Below are 22728 nucleotides of genomic sequence, written 5' to 3'. Positions count from 1 at the left end.
TCCGYGGCAAACTAGGTAAAGCGCGTCGCAGAGTCGAGAGAAGGCTTCGAGCCGCCACCAAGAATGGTGGCCAGATGCTTCCATTTGGCCACACTTTGCATGCGAGGGTTCTTCGAGCCAGCCCGAGGGCCAGCCCGAAACCACGACAGAGCTTAAAGGATGAACCGCGACAGGTCGGTGTTGCGCGACAGGTCGCCGACATGCTTCTCGACATAGGCGGCATCGATGGTCACCGTCGTGCCGTGGCGGTCCGGCGCGTCGTAGGAGATCTCGTCCAGCACGCGCTCCATCACCGTCTGCAGGCGCCGCGCGCCGATGTTCTCGACGCTGGCGTTGAGCTCGACGGCGATGCCGGCCAGCGAATCGATGGCGTCGTCGGTGAAGGTCAGCTCAACGCCTTCGGTCTTCATCAGCGCGATATACTGCTTGATGAGGCTCGCTTCGGTCTCGGTGAGGATGCGCACGAAATCCGACTTCTCCAGCGCGCGCAGCTCGACGCGGATCGGCAGGCGGCCCTGCAGCTCGGGCAGCAGGTCGGACGGCTTGGAGACGTGGAAGGCGCCCGAAGCGATGAACAAGATATGGTCGGTCTTGATCGGCCCATATTTGGTCGCGACCGTGGTGCCTTCGACGAGCGGCAGCAGGTCGCGCTGCACGCCTTCGCGCGACGGACCGCCCGAAATGTCGCTCCTGGCGGCGATCTTGTCGATCTCGTCGAGGAAGACGATGCCGTCATTCTCGGCCGATTCCAGCGCCCTGCGCACCACCTCGTCCTGGTCGAGCAGCTTGTCGGACTCGTCGTTGACCAAAAGCGCGTAAGAATCGCGCACCGTGGTCTTGCGGGTCTTGGTCCTGCGGCCGCCCATCGCCTTCGACAGCATGTCGTTGATGTTGAGCACGCCGACATTGGCGCCCGGCATGCCGGGGATCTCGAAGCCGGGCATGCCGCCGGTGCCGGTGTCGGCCACCTCGATCTCGATCTCCTTGTCGTCGAGCTCGCCGTCGCGCAGCTTCTTGCGGAAGCTGTCACGCGTGGCCGGGCTCGCCGTCTTGCCGACGAGGGCTTCCAGCACGCGTTCCTCGGCGTTGATCTGGGCGCGCGCCGCGACGTCCTCGCGCATCTTCTCGCGGGTCAGGCCGATGGCGACCTCGACGAGGTCGCGCACGATCTGCTCGACATCGCGGCCGACATAGCCGACCTCGGTGAACTTGGTCGCCTCGACCTTGACGAAGGGCGCGCCGGCGAGCCGCGCCAGGCGGCGCGAGATCTCGGTCTTGCCGACGCCGGTCGGGCCGATCATCAGGATGTTCTTCGGCATCACCTCTTCGCGCATCTGGCCTTCCAGTTGCTGGCGGCGCCAGCGGTTGCGCAAGGCGATGGCCACGGCGCGCTTGGCGTCCTTCTGGCCGATGATGAAGCGGTCGAGTTCCGAAACGATTTCGCGGGGGGAGAAGGTGCTCATATTACTCAAATTCCACTTTGYCACTGCCTGATGGACTCGAACGGATGCAGCAGCATGATCACGTTGAGCGTCAGATTGTCCCGGATGATGTAACCCGTGCCGAGCTCGAAGATGAGCGCCAGGGCCACGATCACCCATATAGGTAGCTTTCGCGCCATCACAAATCCCAGCGCCATGAACAGCGTGTCGGACACCGAATTGATGATCGAATCGCCGTAATAGCTGAGCGAGATGGTGCCGGCGCGGTAGCGGTCGATGATGAAAGGGCTGTTTTCCAGGATTTCCCAGCCGCCTTCGATGAGTACGGCGAAGGCGAGCCTCAGACCGATCGGCGAGCGCGGGAACAGCGCCCAGGCCAGCGCGTAGAACAGGAAGCCGTGGATGATGTGCGAGAAGGTGTACCAGTCGGCGATGTGCTGGGAATTCTCCGAGCTGTTGACCACGCCGTGCCAGAGCTTGACGTAGCCGCAGGTGCAGATCGGCGGATGCCCCATGCCGTACAAGGCGCCCGCCTGGAAGATGATCAAGGCGAGGACCAGCAGCAGGCCCATGCGCCAGCTGTCTTCATAGGCCGAAAGCGTCTTATCCCCTTCAGGCGCAGTCATCCACTCAGTCCCCCAGATTTTCGTCGTCTTCATCGGCGTCGACGGCCATCAGCACGACGTCCCCATATTGCGAATGCCTGCGGCCGATCGGCCTGAAGCCGGCCTTCCCATAGGCGCGGATGGCGCGGCCATTGTCGGGATGCGGATCGATGATGACGCGCGGCGCGCCCTCCTCGAACAATTCCTCGACGAACTGGCGCACGATGGCCGAGCCATGGCCGATGCCGACCAGCTCCGGCGGACCGATCGACAGATCGATGCCAAGCGTGCCGAAGGGCTGATCCRCATAGGGGTGATCGTCCTCCATATGCGGATCGTAGCTTTGCAGGTAGGCAATCGGCCTGCCGTCGAGTTCGACGATCAGCGGCTCCACCGAGACCGACTCGATATGCTCGCGGATCTCGGCGATCTCCTTGTCCGGATCGTCCCACCACTCAGCGACATGCGGCTCGCGCAGCCACCGGGCGATCAACGGCAGGTCCTTTTCCGTGACCGGCCGAAAATCGTAGCTATGTTCCTGATCGACCATGATCTCCTCCCCGATCACGGACCTCAGGCGGCGTCGAGCGTTTCGACAACGAAATTGTTGTTGGTGTAGACGCAGATGTCGGACGCGATCTGCATGGCCTTGCGGGCGATCTCCTCGGCGTCCTTGTCGGTGTCGATGAGGGCGCGGGCCGCGGCAAGCGCGTAGTTGCCGCCGGAACCGATGGCCATGACCCCATGCTCGGGCTCGAGCACGTCGCCATTGCCGGTCAGCGCCAGCGAGACCGACTTGTCGGCGACCAGCATCATGGCCTCCAGGCGGCGCAGATAGCGGTCGGTGCGCCAGTCCTTGGCGAGCTCGACGCAGGCGCGCGTCAGCTGGTCGGGATATTGCTCGAGCTTGGCTTCGAGCCGCTCGAGCAAAGTGAAGGCGTCGGCGGTGGCGCCGGCGAAGCCGGCAATGACGCTGCCGCCCTTGCCGATGCGGCGCACCTTGYGGGCATTGCCCTTCATGATCGTCTGGCCCAGGCTGACCTGGCCGTCGCCGGCGATCACGACCTTGTTGCCCTTGCGCACGCTGATGATGGTCGTGGCGTGCATGGTGAGTTCATTCGACATGTTCTGCTCCGATTCGCGCTATCCCTTGAAAAGGCGATTGGCGCGGTACGAGTAAGTTTGATCGGCCATATGTATGCATAGGGCCAACGATTGCAAACCGCCCCTCGGCCGAGGCCGATGGCGACCGGAATGGCAACTGGCAATCGCCGGATCATGCTGATAGAAGGCTTTCGTTTTCAAGCCCCGGCGCCTCCGAACAGGGCAACAAGGACAGAGCGATGACGCGTTCGGCCGAAGTCAGCCGCAAGACCAAGGAAACCGAGATTTCGGTCTCCATCGATGTCGACGGCAAGGGAAAATCCGACATTTCGACCGGCGTCGGCTTCTTCGACCATATGCTCGACCAGCTGTCGCGGCATTCACTGGTCGACATGACCATCAAGGCCAAGGGCGACCTGCATATCGACGACCACCACACGGTCGAGGACACCGGCATCGCGATCGGCCAGGCCTTGAGCAAGGCGCTGGGCGAGYGGCGCGGCATCATGCGCTATGCCTCGATCGACCTTGCCATGKACGAGACGCTGACCAGGGCGGCGATCGACGTCTCCGGCCGGCCCTTCCTGGTCTGGAACGTCGCCTTCTCGTCGCCGAAGATCGGCACGTTCGACACGGAGCTGGTGCGCGAGTTCTTCCAGGCGCTGGCGCAGAATGCCGGCATCACGCTGCATGTGACCAACCATTACGGCGCCAACAACCATCATATCGCCGAAACCTGCTTCAAGGCGGTGGCGCGGGCGTTGCGCGCAGCGCTGGAGCCCGATCCACGCCAGCCCGATGCGGTGCCGTCCACAAAGGGATCCCTGAAAGGATAACCCTATGGCGATCTATGTCGTGATGCAGCCGCCGGCCGGCGACAGGGCCGAGGACGCAAGCTTCGTGCGCGACAGCTTCACCYGGCTGGGTTTCCTGGTCGCGCCGCTCTGGCTCGCCTGGCACCGTATGTGGATCGAGGCGGCTTTGACCTTCCTCGTCATGGCGATCCTGTCCGTGGCCGGCGAGCGGCTCGGGCTCGAAGGGACGGGATCGCTGCTGTCGCTGCTGGTCTCGCTCTATATCGGCTTCGAAGGCCAGGGCCTGCGCATCGCTTCGCTGCGGCGGCGCGGCTGGCGCGAATGGGGCGTGGTCGAGGCCGGCAATCTCGCCGATGCCGAGACGCGCCACGCGCTGGAAGCCGGCGGGGAGAGCGAAGAACAGCCGGCCCTGCCGCGCATCGTGCCGGATGCATCCCAGGCACGTCCGCCACAGACAGGCATGGCGCTCGGCCTGACCCATACGCCTGGAAGGCCCTGACATGCGGGTAGCCATCATCGACTACGGCTCGGGCAATCTGCGCTCGGCCACCAAGGCGTTCGAGCGCGCCGCGCATGAGGCGGGCCTTGCAGCGTCCATCGAGCTGACGGCCGACGCCGAGCGCGTGCGTTCCTCCGACCGCATCGTGCTGCCGGGCGTCGGCGCCTATGCCGACTGCGCCGCCGGCCTGCATGCGGTGYCAGGCATGTGGGAGGCGGTGGAGGAAGTCGCGCTTCGCAAAGGGCGGCCGTTCCTCGGCATCTGCGTCGGCATGCAGCTGATGTCGGAACGCGGGTTGGAAAAGACCGTGACCAAGGGCCTCGGCTGGATCGCCGGCGACGTCAAGGAGATCACGCCCACTAACCCGGCACTGAAGATCCCGCAGATCGGCTGGAACACGATCGAGCTCGTCCGCCCGCATCCGCTGTTTTCCGGCATCGAGACCGGCCCGAAAGGGCTGCACGCCTATTTCGTCCATTCCTACCACCTGGATGCGAAGAACCCGGCGGAGATCGTGGCGACCGCCGACTATGGCGGCGCGGTGACGGCGGCGGTGGCGCGCGACAACCTCGCCGGCACGCAGTTCCATCCCGAAAAGAGCCAGGCGCTCGGCCTGGCGCTGATTACCAATTTCCTGAAATGGAGGCCCTGAAAATGAGCAAGAAGGGCTATTGGATGGCGATGATCGACGTCCGCGATCCCGACGTCTACAAGCAGTATATCGAAGCGAACGCCGTCGCCTTCGCGAAATAYGGCGCGAAGTTCACGGTCCGCGCGGGCCGCTACGAGAGTCCGGAAGGAGCGACCGGCAACCGGCACGTGCTGGTCGAGTTCGACAGCTACGACAAGGCGATCGAATGCTATCATTCGCCTGAATACCAGCATGCCTCGAAGTTCCGGCTTGCCGCTTCGACCGGCCATTTCGTCATCGTCGAGGGCGCCTGACCCATGATCCTGTTTCCGGCCATCGACCTCAAGGACGGTCAATGCGTGCGCCTGAAGCACGGCGACATGGCCACCGCGACCATCTACAACGACGATCCCGGCGCGCAGGCTAAGGCCTTCGAGGACCAGGGGTTCGAATGGCTGCACGTCGTCGACCTGAACGGCGCCTTCAAGGGCCAGAGCGTCAACTCCGCCGCGGTCGGCGCCATCCTCAAGGCGACGAAGAACCCGGTGCAGCTCGGCGGCGGCATCCGCACCTTGCCGCAGATCGAAGACTGGCTGGATCGCGGCCTCGCCCGCGTCATCCTCGGCACGATCGCGGTGCGCGAGCCGGAGTTGGTCAAGCAAGCCTGCAAGGCTTTTCCCGGCAAGGTCGCCGTCGGCATCGACGCCAAGGGCGGCAAGGTCGCGGTCGAAGGCTGGGCGGAGGCCTCCGAGCTCGGCGTCATCGAGCTGGYGAAGAAATTCGAGGGCGCCGGTGTGGCCGCCATCATCTACACCGACATCGACCGCGACGGCGTGCTTTCCGGCATCAACTGGGATTCGACGATCAGCCTCGCCGAGGCGGTGTCTATCCCGGTGATCGCGTCCGGCGGCCTCGCCTCGATCGCCGACATCGTGCGCATGACCATGCCCGATGCGCAAAAACTGGAAGGCGCGATCTCGGGCCGCGCCCTATATGATGGACGTATYGACCCGGCCGAGGCGCTGGCGATCCTGCGCGGCGAGCGGGCGGAGGCAGAACAGTGAACATTTCGATCATTCTGGCATCCTATGACAGCGGCCACTTCCACGGCGGCTGCGGCCAGGGCCCGGACGCGCTGATCTCGGGCGGGCTGGCCGAGGCGTTGAAGCTCGCCGGCCACGATGTCGAGGTGAACGACATCGGCAAGGTGGTCGAGGACGAAGAAGAGCGCGAGATCAGCACCGGATTTGCCGTCTGCAACGCCGTTTCGGGTGAAGTCCGCATAGCGCTGGACAAGAAGCGGTTTCCAATCGTGCTGGCCGGCAACTGCCTGACCGCCGCCGGCGCCGTGGCCGGCGCCGGCGCCGACGCCATCATCTGGGCCGACCAGCATGGCGACCTCAACACGCCGGAAACCACCACGACGGGCTTTCTCGACGGCATGGCGCTGGCGACCGCGCTCGGCCTCTGCTGGCGAGCGATGGCGACACAGATTCCGGGCTTCAAGCCGGTCGACCCGTCGCGCTGCGTTCTGGTCAATGYGCGCGACCTCGACGGCGCGGAGAAGGAACTGCTGGAAAGGCTGCCGATCATCCGGACCGAGTGTCCCGACTGGAAGGCTGCTGCGCAACGGCTGAAAGCCGACRGCGCGCGGCAGGTCCACATGCACGTCGACCTCGACGTGCACGACCCCGAGAAGCTGCAGGCCAACCGCTACACCACGCCCGGCGGTCCGGCGCCGGAGCAGGTGCGCACCGCGATGTGCGGCCTCGCCGGCCCGCTCAGCATCGCCGGATTGACCATTTCCGCCTACGATCCGGCCTTCGACCCCAAGGGCGACGTGCCGCCGCTGGTCGGCGAGCTGGTGGTCGACCTGCTCTCAACCCTGGAGGGCAAGTGATGCTGAAGGCCCGCGTCATCCCTTGCCTCGACGTCAAGAACGGCCGCGTCGTCAAGGGCGTCAATTTCGTCGACCTCGTCGATGCCGGCGACCCGGTCGAGRCCGCCAAGGCGTATGACGCGGCCGGCGCCGACGAGCTCTGCTTCCTCGACATCACCGCATCGTCCGACAACCGCGAGACGATCTTCGACGTCGTCGCCCGTACGGCCGAGCAGTGCTTCATGCCGCTCACCGTCGGCGGCGGCGTGCGCCAGGTGGCCGACATCCGCAAGCTGCTGCTGGCCGGCGCCGACAAGGTGTCGATCAACACGGCGGCGGTGAAGAACCCGGATTTCGTCGCGGAAGCGGCCGACAAGTTCGGCAACCAATGCATCGTCGTGGCGATCGACGCCAAGAAGGTGTCGGCGCAGGGCGAGGCCGACCGCTGGGAGATCTTCACCCATGGCGGGCGCGAGAAGACCGGCATCGACGCCGTCGCCTTCGCCAGGCGCATGGTCGAGCGCGGCGCCGGCGAGATTCTTTTGACCTCGATGGACCGCGACGGCACCAAGGCGGGCTACGACATTGCGCTCACCCGGGCCATCGCCGACGCCGTGCGCGTGCCGGTGATCGCATCGGGYGGCGTCGGAACGCTCGATCACCTCGTCGAAGGCATTCGCAACGGCCATGCCGGCGCCGTGCTTGCCGCCTCGATCTTCCATTTCGGCACCTACACGATCGCCGAAGCCAAGGCGCATATGGCCAAAGCCGGCCTGCCGATGCGGCTGGACTTGGCGGCTCGTGGGGCATAAATAGCTGTTATGGCAGACTTTTCGCTCGCCGAGCTGGAACAGATCATTCATCAGCGCGCCCATTCCGGCGACCCGGACTCATGGACGGCGAAACTGTTCGCCAAGGGCGTGGACAAGGCGGCGCAGAAGCTCGGCGAAGAAGCGGTCGAAACCGTGATCGCCGCCGTCCGCGGCGACCGCCAGGCCCTCGTTTCGGAAAGCGCCGATCTTCTGTATCATTGGCTGGTCGTCCTCGGCATAGCGGGCATTCCGCTGGACGATGTGCTGAAGGAGCTCGAGGGCCGCACCGGCCGCTCGGGCATCGCCGAAAAGGCGTCCCGTCCCCGGGGCTGATGAACGAAACGGACGGAACATGATGTCGCCCGAAAACCGCTTCGCACTTTTCGGCATCATGTTCTAGGAGGGCAGGAAACCCGATGGACCAGCTGGCTCCGACCGAGAAGTACTCCCCGTTTCGATTCTTCTCCGCCGAGCAATGGTCGCAGTTCCGCGCCGACACGCCGCTGACGCTGACCGGGGACGAGATCGACAGGCTGCGCTCACTCAACGATCCGGTCGACCTTGAAGAGGTCAAGCGCATCTACCTGTCGCTGTCCCGACTTTTGTCGGCTCATGTCGAGGCGAGCCAACTTCTCTACCGGCAGCGCCAGGCCTTCTTCAAGGCGCAGGACGTGGTCAAGACGCCTTTCATCATCGGCATCGCCGGCTCGGTCGCGGTCGGCAAGTCGACCACGGCGCGCGTGCTGAAGGAGTTGCTGGCGCGCTGGCCGTCGAGCCCGAAGGTCGACCTCATCACCACCGATGGCTTCCTCTTGCCCAACGAGATCCTGCGCCGCGACAATCTAATGGAGCGCAAGGGCTTTCCGGAGAGCTACGACGTCGGCGCGCTGCTGAGGTTCCTGTCCGGCATCAAGTCGGGGCAGCGCGATGTCCGCGCGCCGGTCTATTCGCACCTGACCTATGACGTCATTCCGGGCGAGTTCGTCACCATCGACCGGCCGGACATCCTGATCTTCGAAGGCATCAACGTGCTGCAGYCGGGCAAGCTGCCGAAGGACGGCAAGATCGTGCCGTTCCTGTCCGACTTCTTCGACTTCGCCATCTATATCGATGCCGACGAGAAGCTGATCCATCAGTGGTACATCCAGCGTTTCATGCGGCTGCGCGAAACCGCCTTCCGCAATCCGGACTCCTTTTTCCACCGCTATTCGCAGCTTTCCGGGGATGCCGCGCGAGCCATCGCGGAGGGGCTGTGGGCCAACATCAACCTGAAGAACCTGCGCGAGAACATTCTGCCGACCAGGGCCCGGGCCGACCTCATCCTGCGCAAGGGCGCCAACCACCTGATCGAGGAAGTGGCGTTAAGGAAATTGTGAGGCCGCGCGCGAGGCCGGATCGCTGCGCGTCTTTGCCGGTGCGCAATTCCGGWCGGAAAATCGCTACGCCAGGGACGGCTCTCCGGAGACTTCAGCCTTCCGGCTTCTCGTCCATACAGAAAACAGCATCCAGGCGGCGAGGAACAGCGGGACCAGCACGGCGACGCAGTATCCGCCCCAGGTGAAAAAATGCCCGACGAAAGGCCAGAGCCAGCAAACGGCGAGTATCAATCGGGGTGGCCTTGACGTCATTGTGGCCAGCATGGCGACCGCCACGGCCAGACCGATCGTGTCGTAGGTATAGCCATAAGGCGTGGCAAGGATGGCAAGGACAGCGGTGAGCGCCACGCGTTCCTGATGCGAGACCTGGCGCCCTGGCCACCAGAGCCAGACCGCCACCGCGATGGAAACGACGGTCGCGATCGCCTGCACGCCATAGGCGGCGGCCAGCCCCAAGCCGATTGCCCTCGCCGTGAAGAACACCGTTATCGCGTTGTATTGGTAGGGCTGCGGATAAGGAGCCTCCATGATCGCCGTCATCAACGGACGGGTTTCGGTCAGGAACAGCCGCCAGACATCGAAGCCAAAGAACAGGCCGGTGGCGAYGGYGATCACRACGGCGGTCCCGATGGCGGCGAGAATGGCTCGCCAATTGYCGCTGGCAAGCAGGCAGAAAGGCACCAGAATGCCRAGATGCGGCTTGATCGTCAGCAGGCCGAACAAGATACCAGCCAGCACCGGACGCCTTGGCGCCACGGCGAGACCTCCGATCAACAGAGCCGTCGTCAGCGCGCCGTTCTGGCCGAACACCGAGTTCCAGATAACGGCGGGACTCAAGACAATCGCCAGTTCCAGGGCCGTTCCGAGCTTCAGCGGCYGTATCGCCAGCCACAGGCACARCACGGTCCCAACCGTCCAGGTCAGATAAGCAGGCAGGATCGGCAAGGTCGCAAGCGGAACGCCGAGCAAGAGGATGCTCGGCGGATAGCTCCATTCCTGATTTTGAAGGTCGGGCGAAAACATGGCGCGCAGCGCCGCGCGGTAGGCGTCCACATCGAAAAGGACGGCGACGTGGCCGTCAATAGCCATGCGCGACCCTGCCCAGAGGTTCGTGAAATCCCAGTAGGGAAGCCTGTGCGAAAGTTCGGAAAACCCCCTGCCGTCGAGGTTCCACAACATGCTCAGGTAGACCTCGGCCATCCAGATACCGATCATCGATACGACCGTGACCATGGCCACGTCCAAGAGGCTTCGGCTCCTGATCCAGTTCGGTTCCATGACGACCTCGGTTTCGCAACCGCGGTTGTAGCCCGGGTGTCCTTAAGATCGCGTTGCGCCAGGGAGTGGTCGGCCGGGCACCGTCACCCGCCGCAACGTCAGATTGATGCGGCCGCCATTCTTCAGCAGGGCCGACGTCGCGGGGTAGATGCGGTCGACGCCGTGGAAGGCGAGGCGCCCTTCGCCGCCAAGCACGACGACGTCGCCGCTCTTCAGCCTGAACGATTTCGTGCCGTCCTCCCGCCTGTTCTGGCCGACCCGGAACAGGCAGTCGTCGCCCAGCGAGACCGACACCACGGGCGCGGCGAAATCCTTTTCGTCACGATCCTGATGCAGGCCCATCTTGGCATCCGCCGCATAGAAGTTGACCAGACATGCCTCGGGCGGATGCGGATAGGCCGAGACCTCGCGCCACACTTTCAGCAAGGCTTCCGGGATCGGCGGCCAGGGCTCGCCCGTCACCGGATGCGTGGGCTGGTAGCGATAGCCGCGCTCCTTGTCGGTCACCCAGCCAAGYGCGCCGCAATTGGTCATGCGCACGCTCATCTCCTTGCCGGTGCGCGGCATGGCCGGAACGTAGAGGGGTGYAGCCTGCACGACGCGCCTGATCTCCTCGACCAGCGCCTCCTGGGCGGGGCGCGCGAGGTAACCCGGCATATGGCGGACGCCTTTGGGCAAAACGAGCATGGGTCGATCCGGTTGACTTCAGAGCAGGATGACGTTTCGTTGAATCGTCATCCTGCTCTAACTCTTTGTTGGAGCATGATCTTTTCCGAAAACCGATACCCACTTTCCGGGATCATGCTCTAGCGATGCGGTTGACTGAGCCAAGCATGCCACCGGCAAAAGAAAACGGCGACCCGAAAGCCGCCGTTCCGTTCTCCGATATCGTTTGGCCGGTCAGGCAAGGTCGGGGATGCGCAGTACCTGGCCCGGATAGATCTTGTCCGGATGCGTCAGCATCGGCTTGTTGGCCTCGAAGATGACGGTGTTCTTGGCACCTTGGCCCTTGCCGTAGCTCTTTTCGGCGATCTTCCAGAGGTTGTCGCCCTTCTGGACTGTGTAGAAGGTCGGTTCCTTGGCCGGCGCCGCCTGGCCGGCGCCAGGCGCGACCTTGAGCTCGTCGGCCTGCACCTTGGAGACGCCGAGCGTGTTGCCGACGGCGATCACCGCCTTTTCGAAGACCGACTGATCCTTGACCGTGCCTTTCAGGACCGCGGTGTCGCCCTGGACGGCGACCTCGACACCGTCCGTGCCCAGCTTGTGCGAATCGAGCTCCTTCTTCAACGTATCCGCGGTTGGCGACGCCTCGTCGTCGCCGCCGATGCCGAGCTTCTTGCCGACGCCTTTGACGAAATCGAAAATACCCATTGCTGGTCTCCTCGCTGTTGCARCAATCGGAGCTTGCCATCTGCAACCCAGAATTGGAAGCAGCCGATTTCAACCGTGCTTAATCGCTGTCGACACGACCGCGCAGCTTTTTCACCGTCGAGCGGCCCGCCTTGCTCTTGAGGCGGCGCTCCACGGCGCCTTTGGACGGCCTGGTCTTCTTGCGCGGCGGCGGTGGCGGCTCGGCCGCCTTGGCGATCAACGCCGTCAGCCGCGCCCGCGCGTCGGCGCGGTTCTGCTCCTGGGTGCGGAAGCGGCCGGCCTCGATGACGATGACGCCGTCCTTGGTGGCGCGCTGGCCGGCAAGCTTGATGGCGCGCTCGCGCACACGCTCGGACAGGCCCGAAGCGTTCGCCGCGTCGAAGCGCAGCTGCACCGCGGTCGCCACCTTGTTGACGTTCTGGCCGCCCGGGCCGGACGAGCGGATGAAATCCTCGTGCAGGTCGCCCGGGCGGATAACGGCTTCGCCGGTGATGATGATGTCGTCGTCGCTCGCCATGGAAGCACTCATGACGCGATGGCCACAAAAAGAAAAGGCCCGGTGTGAACCGGGCCTGGAGCAATTTCAGGAAAAGTGTGAGCGGTTTTCCGCCTGGAAATTGCGATAAAACAAAGGGATGGAGGTAAGACGCTCGAGGCAGCGATTATTCGGCCGCCTCCTGCAGACGCGGCGCCGCGCCCATGATGGTCGCGTCGACATGCGCCTCGAACTTCTCGAAATTGGTCGCGAACATACCGACCAGCCTCGCGGCCTGGCGGTCATAGGCAGCCTTGTCGGCCCAGGTCGAGCGCGGATCGAGAATGGCGCCGTCGACACCCGGGACCGCCACCGGCACCTCGAAGCCGAAATTGGCGTCGGTGCGGAACTCGGCCGACTTCAGCGAACCGTCGAGCGCCGCGCCCAGCAAGGCGCGCGTCACCTTGATCGGCATGCGGCGGCCGGTGCCGTAGGCGCCCCCGGTCCAGCCGGTGTTGACCAGCCAGCAGTCGACGCCGTGGCTGGCGATGAGCTCGCGCAGCAGATTGYCGTATTCGGACGGATGACGCGGCATGAACGGGGCGCCGAAGCAGGTCGAGAAGGTCGCCTCCGGCTCGGTGACGCCCTTTTCCGTGCCTGCGACCTTGGCGGTGTAGCCCGACAGGAAGTGGTACATGGCCTGCGCCGGCGTCAGCTTGGCGATCGGCGGCATGACGCCAAAGGCGTCGGCGGTCAGCATGATGATGTTCCTCGGGTGACCGGCGCGGCCGGTCTTCGAGGCGTTGGGGATGAAGTCCAGCGGATAGGCGCAGCGCGTGTTCTCGGTGAGGCTGCCGTCGTTGAAGTCCGGAACGCGGCCRGCGTCGAGCACGACGTTCTCCAGCACCGTGCCGAAGCGCTGCGTGGTGGCGAAGATCTCAGGCTCCGCCTCGGCCGACAGYCTGATCGTCTTGGCGTAGCAGCCGCCCTCGAAATTGAAGATGCCGTGCGGACCCCAGCCATGCTCGTCGTCGCCGATCAGCGTGYGCGACGGATCGGCGGAAAGCGTCGTCTTGYCGGTGCCGGACAGGCCGAAGAACACCGCCGCGTCGCCGTCCGGCCCCTCATTGGCCGAACAGTGCATCGGCATCACGCCCTTTGCCGGCAGCAGATAGTTCAGCATGGTGAAGACCGACTTCTTCATCTCGCYGGCATAGGAGGTGCCGCCGATCAGCACGATCTGGCGGGTGAGATCGACCGCGATCACCGTTTCGGTGCGGGTGCCGTGGCGCGCCGGATCGGCGCGAAAGGACGGCAGATCGATGATCGTCATCTGCGGCACGAAACGCTCGAGCTCCGCTTCTTCGGGACGGATCAGGAGATTGCGGATGAACAGCGAATGCCAGGCGAATTCGGTGACGACCCGGGTCGGCAGCTTGAGGTCGGCGTCGGCGCCGCCAACCAGGTCCTGGACATAGAGATCCTTGTCCGCCGCATGGGCGCGGAAGTCGGAAAGCAGTGCCTCGAACTGGGTAGGCGAGATCGCCCTGTTGTTGTCCCACCAGACATGCGGCTCGGTCGCCTCGTCGCGCACGACGAATTTGTCCTTCGGCGAGCGGCCGGTGTGCTGGCCAGTCTCGGCGACCAGCGCGCCCTGCGCGGTCAATCTCGCCTCGCCGCGCCTGATCGCTTCCTCGTAGAGTACGGCCGCGCCGAAATTGTAGCGCACCATGCCCGTGGTCTTGAGGCCGATCGCGTCAATAGCGCAGTCGGGGTTGCGTTTGCCGGCTTCCGACATCAAATTTCCTCTCTGGATTTGGCCGCATGTGACGGGAGGTTTCCCGAAGCCCGCACCGGGGCTGCCAGGTTCAGAACCAGAAAAGCCGAATGATATCAAATCATTAATCGATTTAAAAAATTTGAAAGTTGTTTAAATCGTTTATATGTGCAAAAAATCACAGACGTTGCCCAAAGGATTGGCAGCCTCGGTTCGTCCAATCCCAATCCGGGTGCGATGGTGTGTAGCGGCAGGCCGCCCGTGACTTCGAACAGGGTCCGTGCCACATTTTGTACCCAATTTGTCCTGCAAAAGCCCCTTCTCGACGACAGAAGGGACAGCTCATGAGGGAGCCGCTTGAAATGGCAACAATCGCGCTTGTCGACGACGACCGCAACATTCTGACCTCGGTGTCGATCGCGCTTGAATCCGAGGGCTATCGGGTCGAAACCTACACCGATGGCGCGTCGGCGCTGGAAGGCCTGGCGGCGCGGCCGCCGAATCTTGCCATCCTCGACATCAAGATGCCGCGCATGGACGGCATGGAGCTGTTGCGCCGCATGCGCCAGAAGTCGGACCTGCCGGTCATCTTCCTGACCTCGAAGGACGACGAGATCGACGAATTGTTCGGCCTCAAGATGGGCGCCGACGACTTCATCCGCAAACCGTTCTCGCAGCGCCTGCTGGTCGAGCGGGTGCGCGCGGTGCTCCGACGCACCAGCGCCCGCGAGGCGGCGGCCAAGGCGCCCAGCCAGCAGGCCCGCTCGCTCGAACGCGGCCAGTTGGTGATGGACCAGGAGCGGCACACCTGCACCTGGAAGGGCGAGCCGGTGACGCTGACGGTGACCGAGTTCCTCATCCTGCATTCGCTGGCACAGCGCCCGGGCGTGGTAAAAAGCCGTGATGCGCTGATGGATTCGGCCTATGATGAGCAGGTCTATGTCGACGACCGCACCATCGACAGCCACATCAAGCGGCTGCGCAAGAAGTTCAAGGCCGTCGACGACGACTTCGAGATGATCGAAACCCTTTACGGAGTCGGGTACCGGTTCCGCGAAGCTTGAATAGAATAGGTAGTAGGGAATAGTCAGTAGTCAGTTTATGATGATGCGAGCGGCCAGTCATGCATAGCCGCGGTCAGCCAATCATTTCCCTATTCGCTACTGCCTACTGCCTACTCACTACTCACTAAACAGGGCCTGCTAGTCGATGGCAGTGGAAGTAGAGCGAGGCAGAYGGGCGGGGGCGGCAAAGCGTCCGCCGCGGATCGTGCCCGCCTTCGTGTCGAAAATCACGGTGCCGATGCGCCGGTTTCTCGGCCACCACATCTTCTCCAGCCTGACGCGGCGCATCCTGTTCCTCAACATGRCCGGCCTCGCCGTGCTGGTCACCGGCATCCTCTATCTCAACACATTCCGCGACGGGCTGATCGACGCGCGCRTCGAAAGCCTGATGACGCAGGGCGAGATCATCGCAGGCGCGATCGCGGCCTCGGCGACCGTCGARACCGACTCGATCAGCATCGACCCGGAAAAGCTGCTCGAGCTGCAGGCCGRCGAGAGCCTTGGGCCAGGGTCCGACCAGCTCGACAATCTCGATTTCCCGATCAATCCGGAACGCGTCGCGCCGGTGCTGAGGCGCCTGATCTCGCCGACCCGCACCCGCGCCCGCATCTATGACCGCGACGCCAACCTGCTGCTCGATTCGCGGCATCTCTATTCGCGCGGCCAGATCCTGCGCTACGATTTGCCGCCGGTCGAGGACGAGCAGCCGGACCTCCTGGAACGGGTCGAGAAATTCATCTTCGACTTCTTCCGCAACAAGGACCTGCCGGTCTACCATGAGCAACCCGGCGGCAATGGCGCAGCCTTCCCGGAAGTGGTCAAGGCACTGACCGGCAGCCCCTCGACCATCGTGCGGGTGAGCGAGCAGGGCGAGCAGATCGTCTCCGTCGCGGTGCCGATCCAGCGCTTCCGCGCCGTGCTCGGCGTCTTGATGCTGTCCACCGAAGRCGGCGACATCGACAAGATCGTCGCGGCCGAGCGCAAGGCGATCCTGCGCGTGTTCGGGGTGGCGGCTCTCGTCACCGCGATCCTGTCGTTGCTTCTGGCGTCCACCATCGCCAATCCGCTGCGCCGGCTTTCCGCCGCCGCCGTCAGGGTGCGGCGCGGCGTCAAGAGCCGCGAGGAAATCCCCGATTTTTCCGATCGTCAGGACGAGATCGGCAATTTGTCCATTGCCGTGCGCGACATGACGAATGCGCTTTATGCGCGCATCGAGGCGATCGAAAGCTTCGCCGCCGRCGTGTCGCATGAGCTGAAGAACCCGCTGACGTCGCTGCGCAGCGCGGTCGAGACGCTGCCTTTGGCGAAGAACGATACGTCTCGCGCGCGTCTGATGGAGATCATCCAGCACGACGTGAAGCGGCTCGACCGGCTGATCACCGACATCTCCGACGCGTCGCGGCTCGACGCCGAGCTCGCGCGCGACGATGCGGCGACGGTCGACCTGAAGAAGTTCATCACCGACCTCATCGCGGTCTCGCGCGAGACCACGCGCAACAAGAAGGCCGTCGAGATCGAGCTCAAGGTGGCCAAGCTGCCGGCCGGCGCCCGAGGCTATTTCGTTGTCGGCCACGACCTCAGGATCGGCCAGGTCATCACTAACCTGATCGAGAACGCGCGCTCCTTCGTGCCCGACGAGCACGGGCACATAGCGATCTCATTGGCGCGCGCGGGCAAGTTCAACATCATCACCGTCGACGACAACGGCCCGGGCATCCGGGCCGAGAAGATCGACCGCATCTTCGAGCGCTTCTATACCGACCGGCCAGCCGGCGAGGCGTTCGGCCAGAACTCCGGCCTCGGCCTGTCGATCAGCCGCCAGATCGTCGAGGCGCATGGCGGCACGCTGACGGCCGAGAACATCCCCGGCACCAAGCCCGGCGAGATCAAAGGCGCGCGTTTCGTGGTGACGCTGCCCGCGGAAGGCTGATCACCGAACCGAACATGCCGGACACCGCCACGAAGCCCCGCAACATCCATGGGACGGCCCTGCTGATCGGCGAGCATGGCGTGCTGATCACCGGGCCATCCGACGCCGGCAAGACGACGCTGGCGCTGGCGCTTGTCGATCATTGCCGCGCCCGCGGCATGTTTTCCCGGCTGGTCGGCGACGACCAGTTGTTTGCAGCCGCGCATGGCGGCCGGCTGGTGTGCCGCGCGCCGGCAAGCATCGCCGGACTCTGCGAGGTGCRCGGGATCGGGCCGCGGCCGCTGGCATTCGAGCCGGCCGCCGTGATCGATCTGGTGGTTCGGCTTGTCGAACCGGCCGACATGGCGCGTCTGCAGGACGAGACCACGGAGACGATCGCCGGATGCCGGATGYCCCGCATCGACGTCGCCCGGCAGAATGTCACCRCCGCGCTGCCCATGCTGATGGCGCGGCTGTCGATCCAGCCTTTTTCATGATCCGCCCGGGGTTTTTTGCTGCGATGCGTCAAAATGGCCCGGGCCGCCGCAATTTTGGGCTTGTCAACCGGCCGTGCGTCGACAAGATAGCGCTCCCGCCGCCTGGAATGGCTGGCGAACATAAGATACGCCTGTGAAGCGGCGATGACGGGAGCCACCAGAGAATGATCGGACTCGTGCTCGTGACGCACGGTCAACTCGCCACCGAGTTCCGGCATGYCGTAGAGCATGTCGTCGGGCCGCAAGACAATTTCGAGACCGTGGCGATCGGCGCCGACGACGACATGGAGCAGCGCCGGGCCGACATCGTCGACGCGGTGGCGCGCGTCGACACCGGGGCCGGCGTCATCGTGCTCACCGACATGTTCGGCGGCACGCCCTCCAACCTTGCCATCTCGGTGATGGAATCCGGCCGCACCGAGGTGATCGCCGGCATGAACCTGCCGATGCTGATCAAGCTTTCCTCGATCCGCAAGGGCGACAACATGACCGCGGCGCTCGACGAGGCGCAGGCGGCGGGCCGCAAATACATCAACGTCGCCAGCCAGCTCCTGAGCAGCAAATGAACACATCGGCGCCGCAGACGGACGAGGTTGTGCGGGAGTTCCCGATCATCAACCAGCGCGGCCTGCATGCGCGCGCTTCGGCCAAGTTCGTGCAGGTCGCCAGCGGCTTCGACGCCACCATCCATGTCGAGAAGGACGGCGTGAAGGTCGGCGGCACCTCGATCATGGGCCTGATGATGCTGGCGGCGAGCCCGGGCTATTCGATTCGCGTCATCGCCAGCGGCCCGGAAGCCGTGCCGGCCATGGACGCKCTGGAGCAGCTGGTCGCCTCGCGTTTCGGCGAGGAAATCTAGTTCCCGGCTTCACATCTCGCTTTTCCAGGACATGCGCGCATAAAGATTTCTTTATGTCCCATTGTCGTATGGCGGCCGATCTGCTAGTCAGGCCGRCAATCGCGCCCTCCCTGCGCCTCCCGGCGTCGGCGCGCCTTTGAGAAAAAATCACACCGGAGCACTGCCATGACGGGTAGCAAGGACTATGTGGTCGCCGATATCTCGCTTGCCGGCTGGGGCCGCAAGGAGATCGAGATCGCCGAAACGGAAATGCCGGGCCTGATGGCCTGCCGCGAGGAGTTCGGCGCCAAGAAGCCGCTCAAGGGCGCGCGCATCACCGGCTCGCTGCACATGACCATCCAGACGGCGGTGCTGATCGAAACGCTGAAGGCGCTGGGCGCCGACATCCGCTGGGCCTCCTGCAACATCTTCTCGACGCAGGACCATGCGGCCGCCGCGATCGCCGAGGCCGGCATCCCGGTCTTCGCCGTCAAGGGCGAGTCGCTCGAGGATTACTGGAATTACACCGACCGCATCTTCCAGTGGACCGATGGCGGCACTTCCAACATGATCCTGGACGACGGCGGCGACGCCACCATGTACATCCTGCTCGGCGCGCGCGCCGAGGCCGGCGAGGACGTGCTGTCCAATCCCGGCAGCGAGGAGGAAGAGATCCTGTTCGCCCAGATCAAGAAGCGCCTGAAGGCCTCGCCGGGCTTCTTCACCAAGCAGCGCGAAGCGATCCGCGGCGTCACCGAGGAGACCACCACCGGCGTCAACCGCCTCTACCAGCTGCAGAAGAAGGGCCTGCTGCCCTTCCCGGCGATCAACGTCAACGATTCCGTCACCAAGTCGAAATTCGACAACAAATATGGCTGCAAGGAATCGCTGGTGGACGGCATCCGCCGCGGCACCGACACGATGATGGCCGGCAAGGTCGCGGTGGTCTGCGGCTATGGCGACGTCGGCAAGGGCTCGTCGGCCTCGCTGCGCGGCGCCGGCGCCCGCGTCAAGGTCACCGAGGTCGACCCGATCTGCGCGCTGCAGGCGGCCATGGACGGCTATGAGGTGGTGACRCTGGAAGACGCGGCCCCGACCGCCGACATCGTCATCACCACGACCGGCAACAAGGACGTCGTCACGCTCGACCATATGCGGGCGATGAAGGACATGGTGATCGTCGGCAATATCGRCCACTTCGACAACGAGATCCAGGTGGCCTCGCTGCGCAATCTGAAATGGACCAATGTCAAGCCGCAGGTCGACCTGATCACCTTCCCGGACGGCAAGCGGATGATCCTTCTGTCCGAAGGACGCCTGCTCAACCTCGGCAACGCCACCGGACATCCGAGCTTCGTCATGTCGGCCTCGTTCACCAACCAGGTGCTGGCGCAGATCGAGCTCTTCACCAAGCACGGCCAGTACCAGAACCAGGTCTATGTGCTRCCCAAGCACCTCGACGAGAAGGTCGCGCGGCTGCATCTCGACAAGCTCGGCGCCAAGCTGACCGAGCTGTCGGGCGAGCAGGCCGCCTATATCGGCGTGACGCCGCAGGGTCCGTATAAGCCGGAACACTACCGCTATTAACCAAAGCGAAATTATCTACCAGATATTGAAGCCGGGTGGTTGACTTTCCGCCCGGCTTTATTTTTTGCGCCAATGATTCTTCACGCCGATTCCAGCAGGCGTTATTGTTGTGATTCGCGGTCCGGGGACATGTTGGGCCGGGACGCATTCAGGGCGGTCTTGCATTCAAGCGGCGAAGAGGACCAAGACATGCCGGGGGATTACCCGCCACGCGCGGGAACGGCCGTTTCCGGCGGCCATGAGGATTCGAGCAAGGCCGGCCCCGCCGTGAGCGGCGGCGGTTTTCGCGCCGGCTTGCGGCTGGCCTCGCTGCTTGCCACCTCGGCGCTTGCCGGCCCGCTGCTCACCTTTGCCGCCCACGCCGAGACAGCCATTCCGGGAAAGGCCGCGGCGCCTGTCGGCACCGTCGAGGTCATGCAGCTCGCCATGTTCGTCGGCGTCATGGGCGCCGCACTGGTCTCGGCCATCTTCCTGATCCGCGAGCGTACGCGCACCGCCTCGCAGAACGTCCAGCTCAGGGCCCGCATCGCGGACGTGAACGCGGCGCTGCAGCGTTCCGAAGCGCTGCTCAATCTGCGCGACCAGCGCCTGGTGGTCTGGACCACGGACAACAAGAAGCCCGAGCTCATCGGCAGCCTGCCGCTGGACAGCGGCGCGCCCGACGACAGGTCCGCCTTCCTTGCCTTCGGCCGCTGGCTGATGCCGCGTTCGGCGGCGGCGTTGGAGCACGCGGTCGCCGCGCTGCGCGAACAGGCGAAAGCCTTCGACCTCATCATCGAAACGCAGGCCGGCGTGCCGCTGGAAGTGCATGGCCGCAAGAGCGCGGCGCATGTGCTGGTGCGCTTCGTGTCGCTGTCGGAGACGCTGCGCAACCAGGCCAGGCTGAAGATCGAGAACCAGCGGCTCAGCGCGGATTACGACACGATAGTCGGCCTGCTCGACGCCTTGAAGATGCCGGCATGGCTGYGCGCCGCGGACGGACGGCTGCAATGGGTGAACCGCGCCTATGCCGAGGCGGTGGAGGCCGAAAGCGCGRCCGCGGCCGTGCGCGACGCCAAGGAATTCCTCGGCGGCCAGGCGCGCGAGCAGATCGCCGAGCAGCACAAGTCGCGACCGGTCTTCGAACAGACGCTTTCCACCGTGATCGARGGCGACCGCCGCATGTTTGCGGTCACCGACTTCGCCGGCGCCGACGGCTCGGCGGGGCTTGCCTGCGACACAAGCGCGGCCGAGACGATCCGCGCCGAATATGAGCGGACCGTGCGCAGCCATGCCGACACGCTCGACCAGTTGAACACCGCGGTGGCGATCTTCGACACCGAGGAAAAGCTGCGCTTCTTCAACCAGGCCTTCCAGAAGCTTTGGGGTCTCGACTCGGGCTTCCTGCTCAGCGCTCCTTCCAACACGCTGCTGCTCGACCGGCTGCGCTCGGAAGGCAGGATCGCCGAGCAGCCGGAATGGCGGCGCTGGAAGGAAAACCTGCTCAGCGCCTATCGCGCCGTCGAATCGCAGGAGCATTGGTGGCACCTGCCGGACGGCAAGACGATCCGCGTGGTGGCGAACCCGCAGCCGAAKGGCGGCGTCACCTGGGTGTTCGAGAACCTGACCGAGAAGATGGACCTCGAAAGCCGCTACCAGACCGCCGTGCGGGTGCAAGGCGAGACGCTGGACAACCTCGCCGAAGGCGTGGTCGTGTTCGGTCCGGACGGGCGGCTGCGGCTATCCAATCCGGCCTTCGTCGCGCTGTGGGGGCTGACGGCGGAGGCGGTCAAGCCGAACGTCCATGTTTCGGCGATCCGCGACCTGTGCGACCAGCGCGCCGCGAACAGCCCGTGGGGCGGGTTCGTCGCCGCGGTCACCGGCTTCGACGACGAGCGCCGCGACCGCCGCGGCCAGATCGAGCTGATGAACGGCAACGTGATGAGCTACGCCGTGATCCACCTGCCCAACGGCCAGGTGATGATCACCTTCGTCGACGTCACCGACACCGTCAATGTCGAACGGGCGCTCAAGGACAGGAACGAGGCGCTGGAGAAATCCGACCAGCTGAAAAACGAATTCGTGCAGCACGTGTCCTATGAGCTGCGCTCGCCGCTGACCAACATCATCGGCTTCACCGAGCTTTTGTCGCTGCCCGCGACCGGACCGCTGACGCCGAAGCAGCGCGAATATGTCGAGCATGTCGGCTCGTCGTCATCGGTGCTGCTCACCATCGTCAACGATATCCTCGACCTGGCGACCGTCGATGCCGGCATCATGCAGCTCGACATTTCCGAAATGAACATCGACCGGACGATCGCCGCGGCCGCGGAACTGGTCGCCGACCGACTGGACGAACACCGGATCAAGCTCGAGATCGATGCGGCGGAAGCGCCGGCGAGCTTCCATGGCGACGAGATCCGCATCCGCCAGATTCTCTACAATCTGCTGAGCAACGCGGCGAACTACGCGCCGGAGGCAAGCACGATCCGGCTCACCTGCCGCCGATTGGCCGACGGCGTCGAATTCTCGGTGCATGACGACGGCCCCGGCATGCCGCCGGACGTGCTGGAATCGGTCTTCCGCCGCTTCGAACCGCGCGCCAATGGCGGACGTCGGCGCGGTGCGGGGCTCGGGCTCTCGATCGTCAAGAGCTTCGTCGAGCTGCATGGCGGAACCGTGCGCATCGAGACCGCAGAAGATAAGGGCACCACAGTGATCTGCACCTTCCCGGACAAGCCGTCCGGAATCCCGGATACGCCGGCCGGCATCCGCGACGCGGCCGAGTAG

25 protein-coding genes are annotated in these 22728 nt (G+C 64.5%); 16 read left to right on the top strand and 9 right to left on the bottom strand.

Translation table 11 applies throughout. From position 1 onward, the window contains the following. Positions 1 to 152: 152 nt before the first annotated feature. Genes hslU through hslV form a run of 4 tightly spaced genes read right to left on the bottom strand, consistent with a single transcriptional unit; the run spans position 153 to position 3172 of the window. The gene (hslU, locus tag LCM4576_RS09715; protein ID WP_041003701.1) at positions 153 to 1463 is read right to left on the bottom strand and encodes an ATP-dependent protease ATPase subunit HslU; all 1311 of its coding nucleotides are present in this window, start codon (positions 1461 to 1463) and stop codon (positions 153 to 155) included. 5 nt (positions 1464 to 1468) lie between these two features. After that, the gene (locus tag LCM4576_RS09710) at positions 1469 to 2068 is read right to left on the bottom strand and encodes a DUF2585 domain-containing protein (protein ID WP_071031895.1); all 600 of its coding nucleotides are present in this window, start codon (positions 2066 to 2068) and stop codon (positions 1469 to 1471) included. A gap of 4 nt (positions 2069 to 2072) precedes the next feature. Beyond that, positions 2073 to 2597: a GNAT family N-acetyltransferase gene (locus LCM4576_RS09705; protein WP_071031928.1), complete on the bottom strand. Its 525-nt coding sequence runs from the start codon at positions 2595 to 2597 to the stop codon at positions 2073 to 2075. 23 nt (positions 2598 to 2620) lie between these two features. Beyond that, positions 2621 to 3172, bottom strand: a complete 552-nt coding sequence (gene hslV / locus LCM4576_RS09700; protein WP_071031894.1) for an ATP-dependent protease subunit HslV — start codon at positions 3170 to 3172, stop codon at positions 2621 to 2623. Positions 3173 to 3390: 218 nt separating this feature from the next. Here hslV and hisB point away from each other — a divergent pair, with 218 nt between their 5' ends. The 9 genes from hisB (at position 3391) to coaA (ending at position 9163) form a co-directional block, all read left to right on the top strand. Beyond that, on the top strand, positions 3391 to 3987 hold the full coding sequence (gene hisB, locus LCM4576_RS09695; protein ID WP_071031893.1) for an imidazoleglycerol-phosphate dehydratase HisB: 597 nt from the start codon (positions 3391 to 3393) through the stop codon (positions 3985 to 3987). A gap of 4 nt (positions 3988 to 3991) precedes the next feature. After that, positions 3992 to 4465, top strand: a complete 474-nt coding sequence (locus LCM4576_RS09690) for a DUF2628 domain-containing protein (RefSeq protein ID WP_071031892.1) — start codon at positions 3992 to 3994, stop codon at positions 4463 to 4465. 1 nt (position 4466) lies between these two features. Then, positions 4467 to 5117: an imidazole glycerol phosphate synthase subunit HisH gene (gene hisH / locus LCM4576_RS09685; protein ID WP_071031891.1), complete on the top strand. Its 651-nt coding sequence runs from the start codon at positions 4467 to 4469 to the stop codon at positions 5115 to 5117. A gap of 2 nt (positions 5118 to 5119) precedes the next feature. Further along, positions 5120 to 5410 carry a DUF1330 domain-containing protein gene (locus LCM4576_RS09680; RefSeq protein WP_041009837.1) on the top strand — a complete coding sequence of 97 codons (291 nt, stop codon included), beginning with the start codon at positions 5120 to 5122 and terminating at the stop codon, positions 5408 to 5410. Positions 5411 to 5413: 3 nt separating this feature from the next. Then, positions 5414 to 6160 (top strand): 1-(5-phosphoribosyl)-5-[(5-phosphoribosylamino)methylideneamino]imidazole-4-carboxamide isomerase, encoded by a 747-nt coding sequence (hisA, locus tag LCM4576_RS09675; protein ID WP_071031890.1) that lies wholly within the window; start codon positions 5414 to 5416, stop codon positions 6158 to 6160. Continuing rightward, a complete protein-coding gene (locus LCM4576_RS09670) occupies positions 6157 to 6996 on the top strand; it encodes an arginase family protein (RefSeq protein WP_071031889.1) in 840 nt (279 codons plus the stop codon). Before hisA ends, LCM4576_RS09670 begins: the two co-directional genes overlap by 4 nt. Next, complete coding sequence (gene hisF, locus LCM4576_RS09665) at positions 6993 to 7787, top strand: imidazole glycerol phosphate synthase subunit HisF (protein WP_071031888.1); 795 nt, start codon at positions 6993 to 6995, stop codon at positions 7785 to 7787. The genes LCM4576_RS09670 and hisF overlap by 4 nt, the downstream gene beginning before the upstream one ends. Before the next feature lie 9 nt (positions 7788 to 7796). Next, positions 7797 to 8120 (top strand): phosphoribosyl-ATP diphosphatase, encoded by a 324-nt coding sequence (locus LCM4576_RS09660; RefSeq protein WP_071031887.1) that lies wholly within the window; start codon positions 7797 to 7799, stop codon positions 8118 to 8120. A gap of 83 nt (positions 8121 to 8203) precedes the next feature. Next, positions 8204 to 9163, top strand: a complete 960-nt coding sequence (gene coaA / locus LCM4576_RS09655; protein WP_071031886.1) for a type I pantothenate kinase — start codon at positions 8204 to 8206, stop codon at positions 9161 to 9163. Between the two features lie 63 nt (positions 9164 to 9226). Here the strand turns inward: coaA and LCM4576_RS09650 are convergent, their stop codons facing one another. The 5 genes from LCM4576_RS09650 to LCM4576_RS09630 all read right to left on the bottom strand — a co-directional run bounded on the left by LCM4576_RS09650 (position 9227) and on the right by LCM4576_RS09630 (position 14085). After that, the gene (locus tag LCM4576_RS09650) at positions 9227 to 10396 is read right to left on the bottom strand and encodes a glycosyltransferase family 87 protein (protein WP_157901205.1); all 1170 of its coding nucleotides are present in this window, start codon (positions 10394 to 10396) and stop codon (positions 9227 to 9229) included. A gap of 87 nt (positions 10397 to 10483) precedes the next feature. Next, positions 10484 to 11128, bottom strand: a complete 645-nt coding sequence (locus LCM4576_RS09645) for an alpha-ketoglutarate-dependent dioxygenase AlkB (RefSeq protein ID WP_071031884.1) — start codon at positions 11126 to 11128, stop codon at positions 10484 to 10486. A 213-nt stretch (positions 11129 to 11341) separates the two neighbouring features. Further along, entirely contained in the window at positions 11342 to 11812 is a 471-nt protein-coding gene (gene lysM / locus LCM4576_RS09640; protein ID WP_071031883.1) for a peptidoglycan-binding protein LysM, read from the bottom strand. Between the two features lie 79 nt (positions 11813 to 11891). Beyond that, positions 11892 to 12329 (bottom strand): alternative ribosome rescue aminoacyl-tRNA hydrolase ArfB, encoded by a 438-nt coding sequence (gene arfB / locus LCM4576_RS09635; RefSeq protein WP_071031882.1) that lies wholly within the window; start codon positions 12327 to 12329, stop codon positions 11892 to 11894. A 145-nt stretch (positions 12330 to 12474) separates the two neighbouring features. Beyond that, on the bottom strand, positions 12475 to 14085 hold the full coding sequence (locus LCM4576_RS09630; RefSeq protein ID WP_071031881.1) for a phosphoenolpyruvate carboxykinase: 1611 nt from the start codon (positions 14083 to 14085) through the stop codon (positions 12475 to 12477). A gap of 341 nt (positions 14086 to 14426) precedes the next feature. On the opposite strand from LCM4576_RS09630, the gene LCM4576_RS09625 reads away from it, so the two are divergent. From LCM4576_RS09625 to LCM4576_RS09595, 7 genes are all read left to right on the top strand, one after another. After that, positions 14427 to 15128 carry a response regulator transcription factor gene (locus LCM4576_RS09625; RefSeq protein WP_006201274.1) on the top strand — a complete coding sequence of 234 codons (702 nt, stop codon included), beginning with the start codon at positions 14427 to 14429 and terminating at the stop codon, positions 15126 to 15128. Positions 15129 to 15273: 145 nt separating this feature from the next. Beyond that, positions 15274 to 17058 (top strand): sensor histidine kinase, encoded by a 1785-nt coding sequence (locus LCM4576_RS09620; RefSeq protein ID WP_071031880.1) that lies wholly within the window; start codon positions 15274 to 15276, stop codon positions 17056 to 17058. A gap of 14 nt (positions 17059 to 17072) precedes the next feature. Continuing rightward, positions 17073 to 17534 carry an HPr kinase/phosphorylase gene (locus tag LCM4576_RS09615; RefSeq protein WP_071031879.1) on the top strand — a complete coding sequence of 154 codons (462 nt, stop codon included), beginning with the start codon at positions 17073 to 17075 and terminating at the stop codon, positions 17532 to 17534. 164 nt (positions 17535 to 17698) lie between these two features. Further along, positions 17699 to 18100, top strand: coding sequence for a PTS sugar transporter subunit IIA (locus LCM4576_RS09610; RefSeq protein WP_071031878.1), 402 nt, complete (start codon positions 17699 to 17701; stop codon positions 18098 to 18100). After that, positions 18097 to 18393: an HPr family phosphocarrier protein gene (locus LCM4576_RS09605; protein WP_040986849.1), complete on the top strand. Its 297-nt coding sequence runs from the start codon at positions 18097 to 18099 to the stop codon at positions 18391 to 18393. The genes LCM4576_RS09610 and LCM4576_RS09605 overlap by 4 nt, the downstream gene beginning before the upstream one ends. 165 nt (positions 18394 to 18558) lie before the next feature. Then, on the top strand, positions 18559 to 19959 hold the full coding sequence (gene ahcY, locus LCM4576_RS09600; protein WP_071031877.1) for an adenosylhomocysteinase: 1401 nt from the start codon (positions 18559 to 18561) through the stop codon (positions 19957 to 19959). Between the two features lie 189 nt (positions 19960 to 20148). Continuing rightward, complete coding sequence (locus LCM4576_RS09595) at positions 20149 to 22728, top strand: PAS domain-containing sensor histidine kinase (protein WP_071031927.1); 2580 nt, start codon at positions 20149 to 20151, stop codon at positions 22726 to 22728.

It is taken from the genome of Mesorhizobium sp. LCM 4576, assembly GCF_001854815.1.
Classification (GTDB): domain Bacteria; phylum Pseudomonadota; class Alphaproteobacteria; order Rhizobiales; family Rhizobiaceae; genus Mesorhizobium; species Mesorhizobium plurifarium.
Note: the sequence above shows the minus strand (reverse complement) of the source record. Positions and strands in the feature narration are given on the sequence as shown.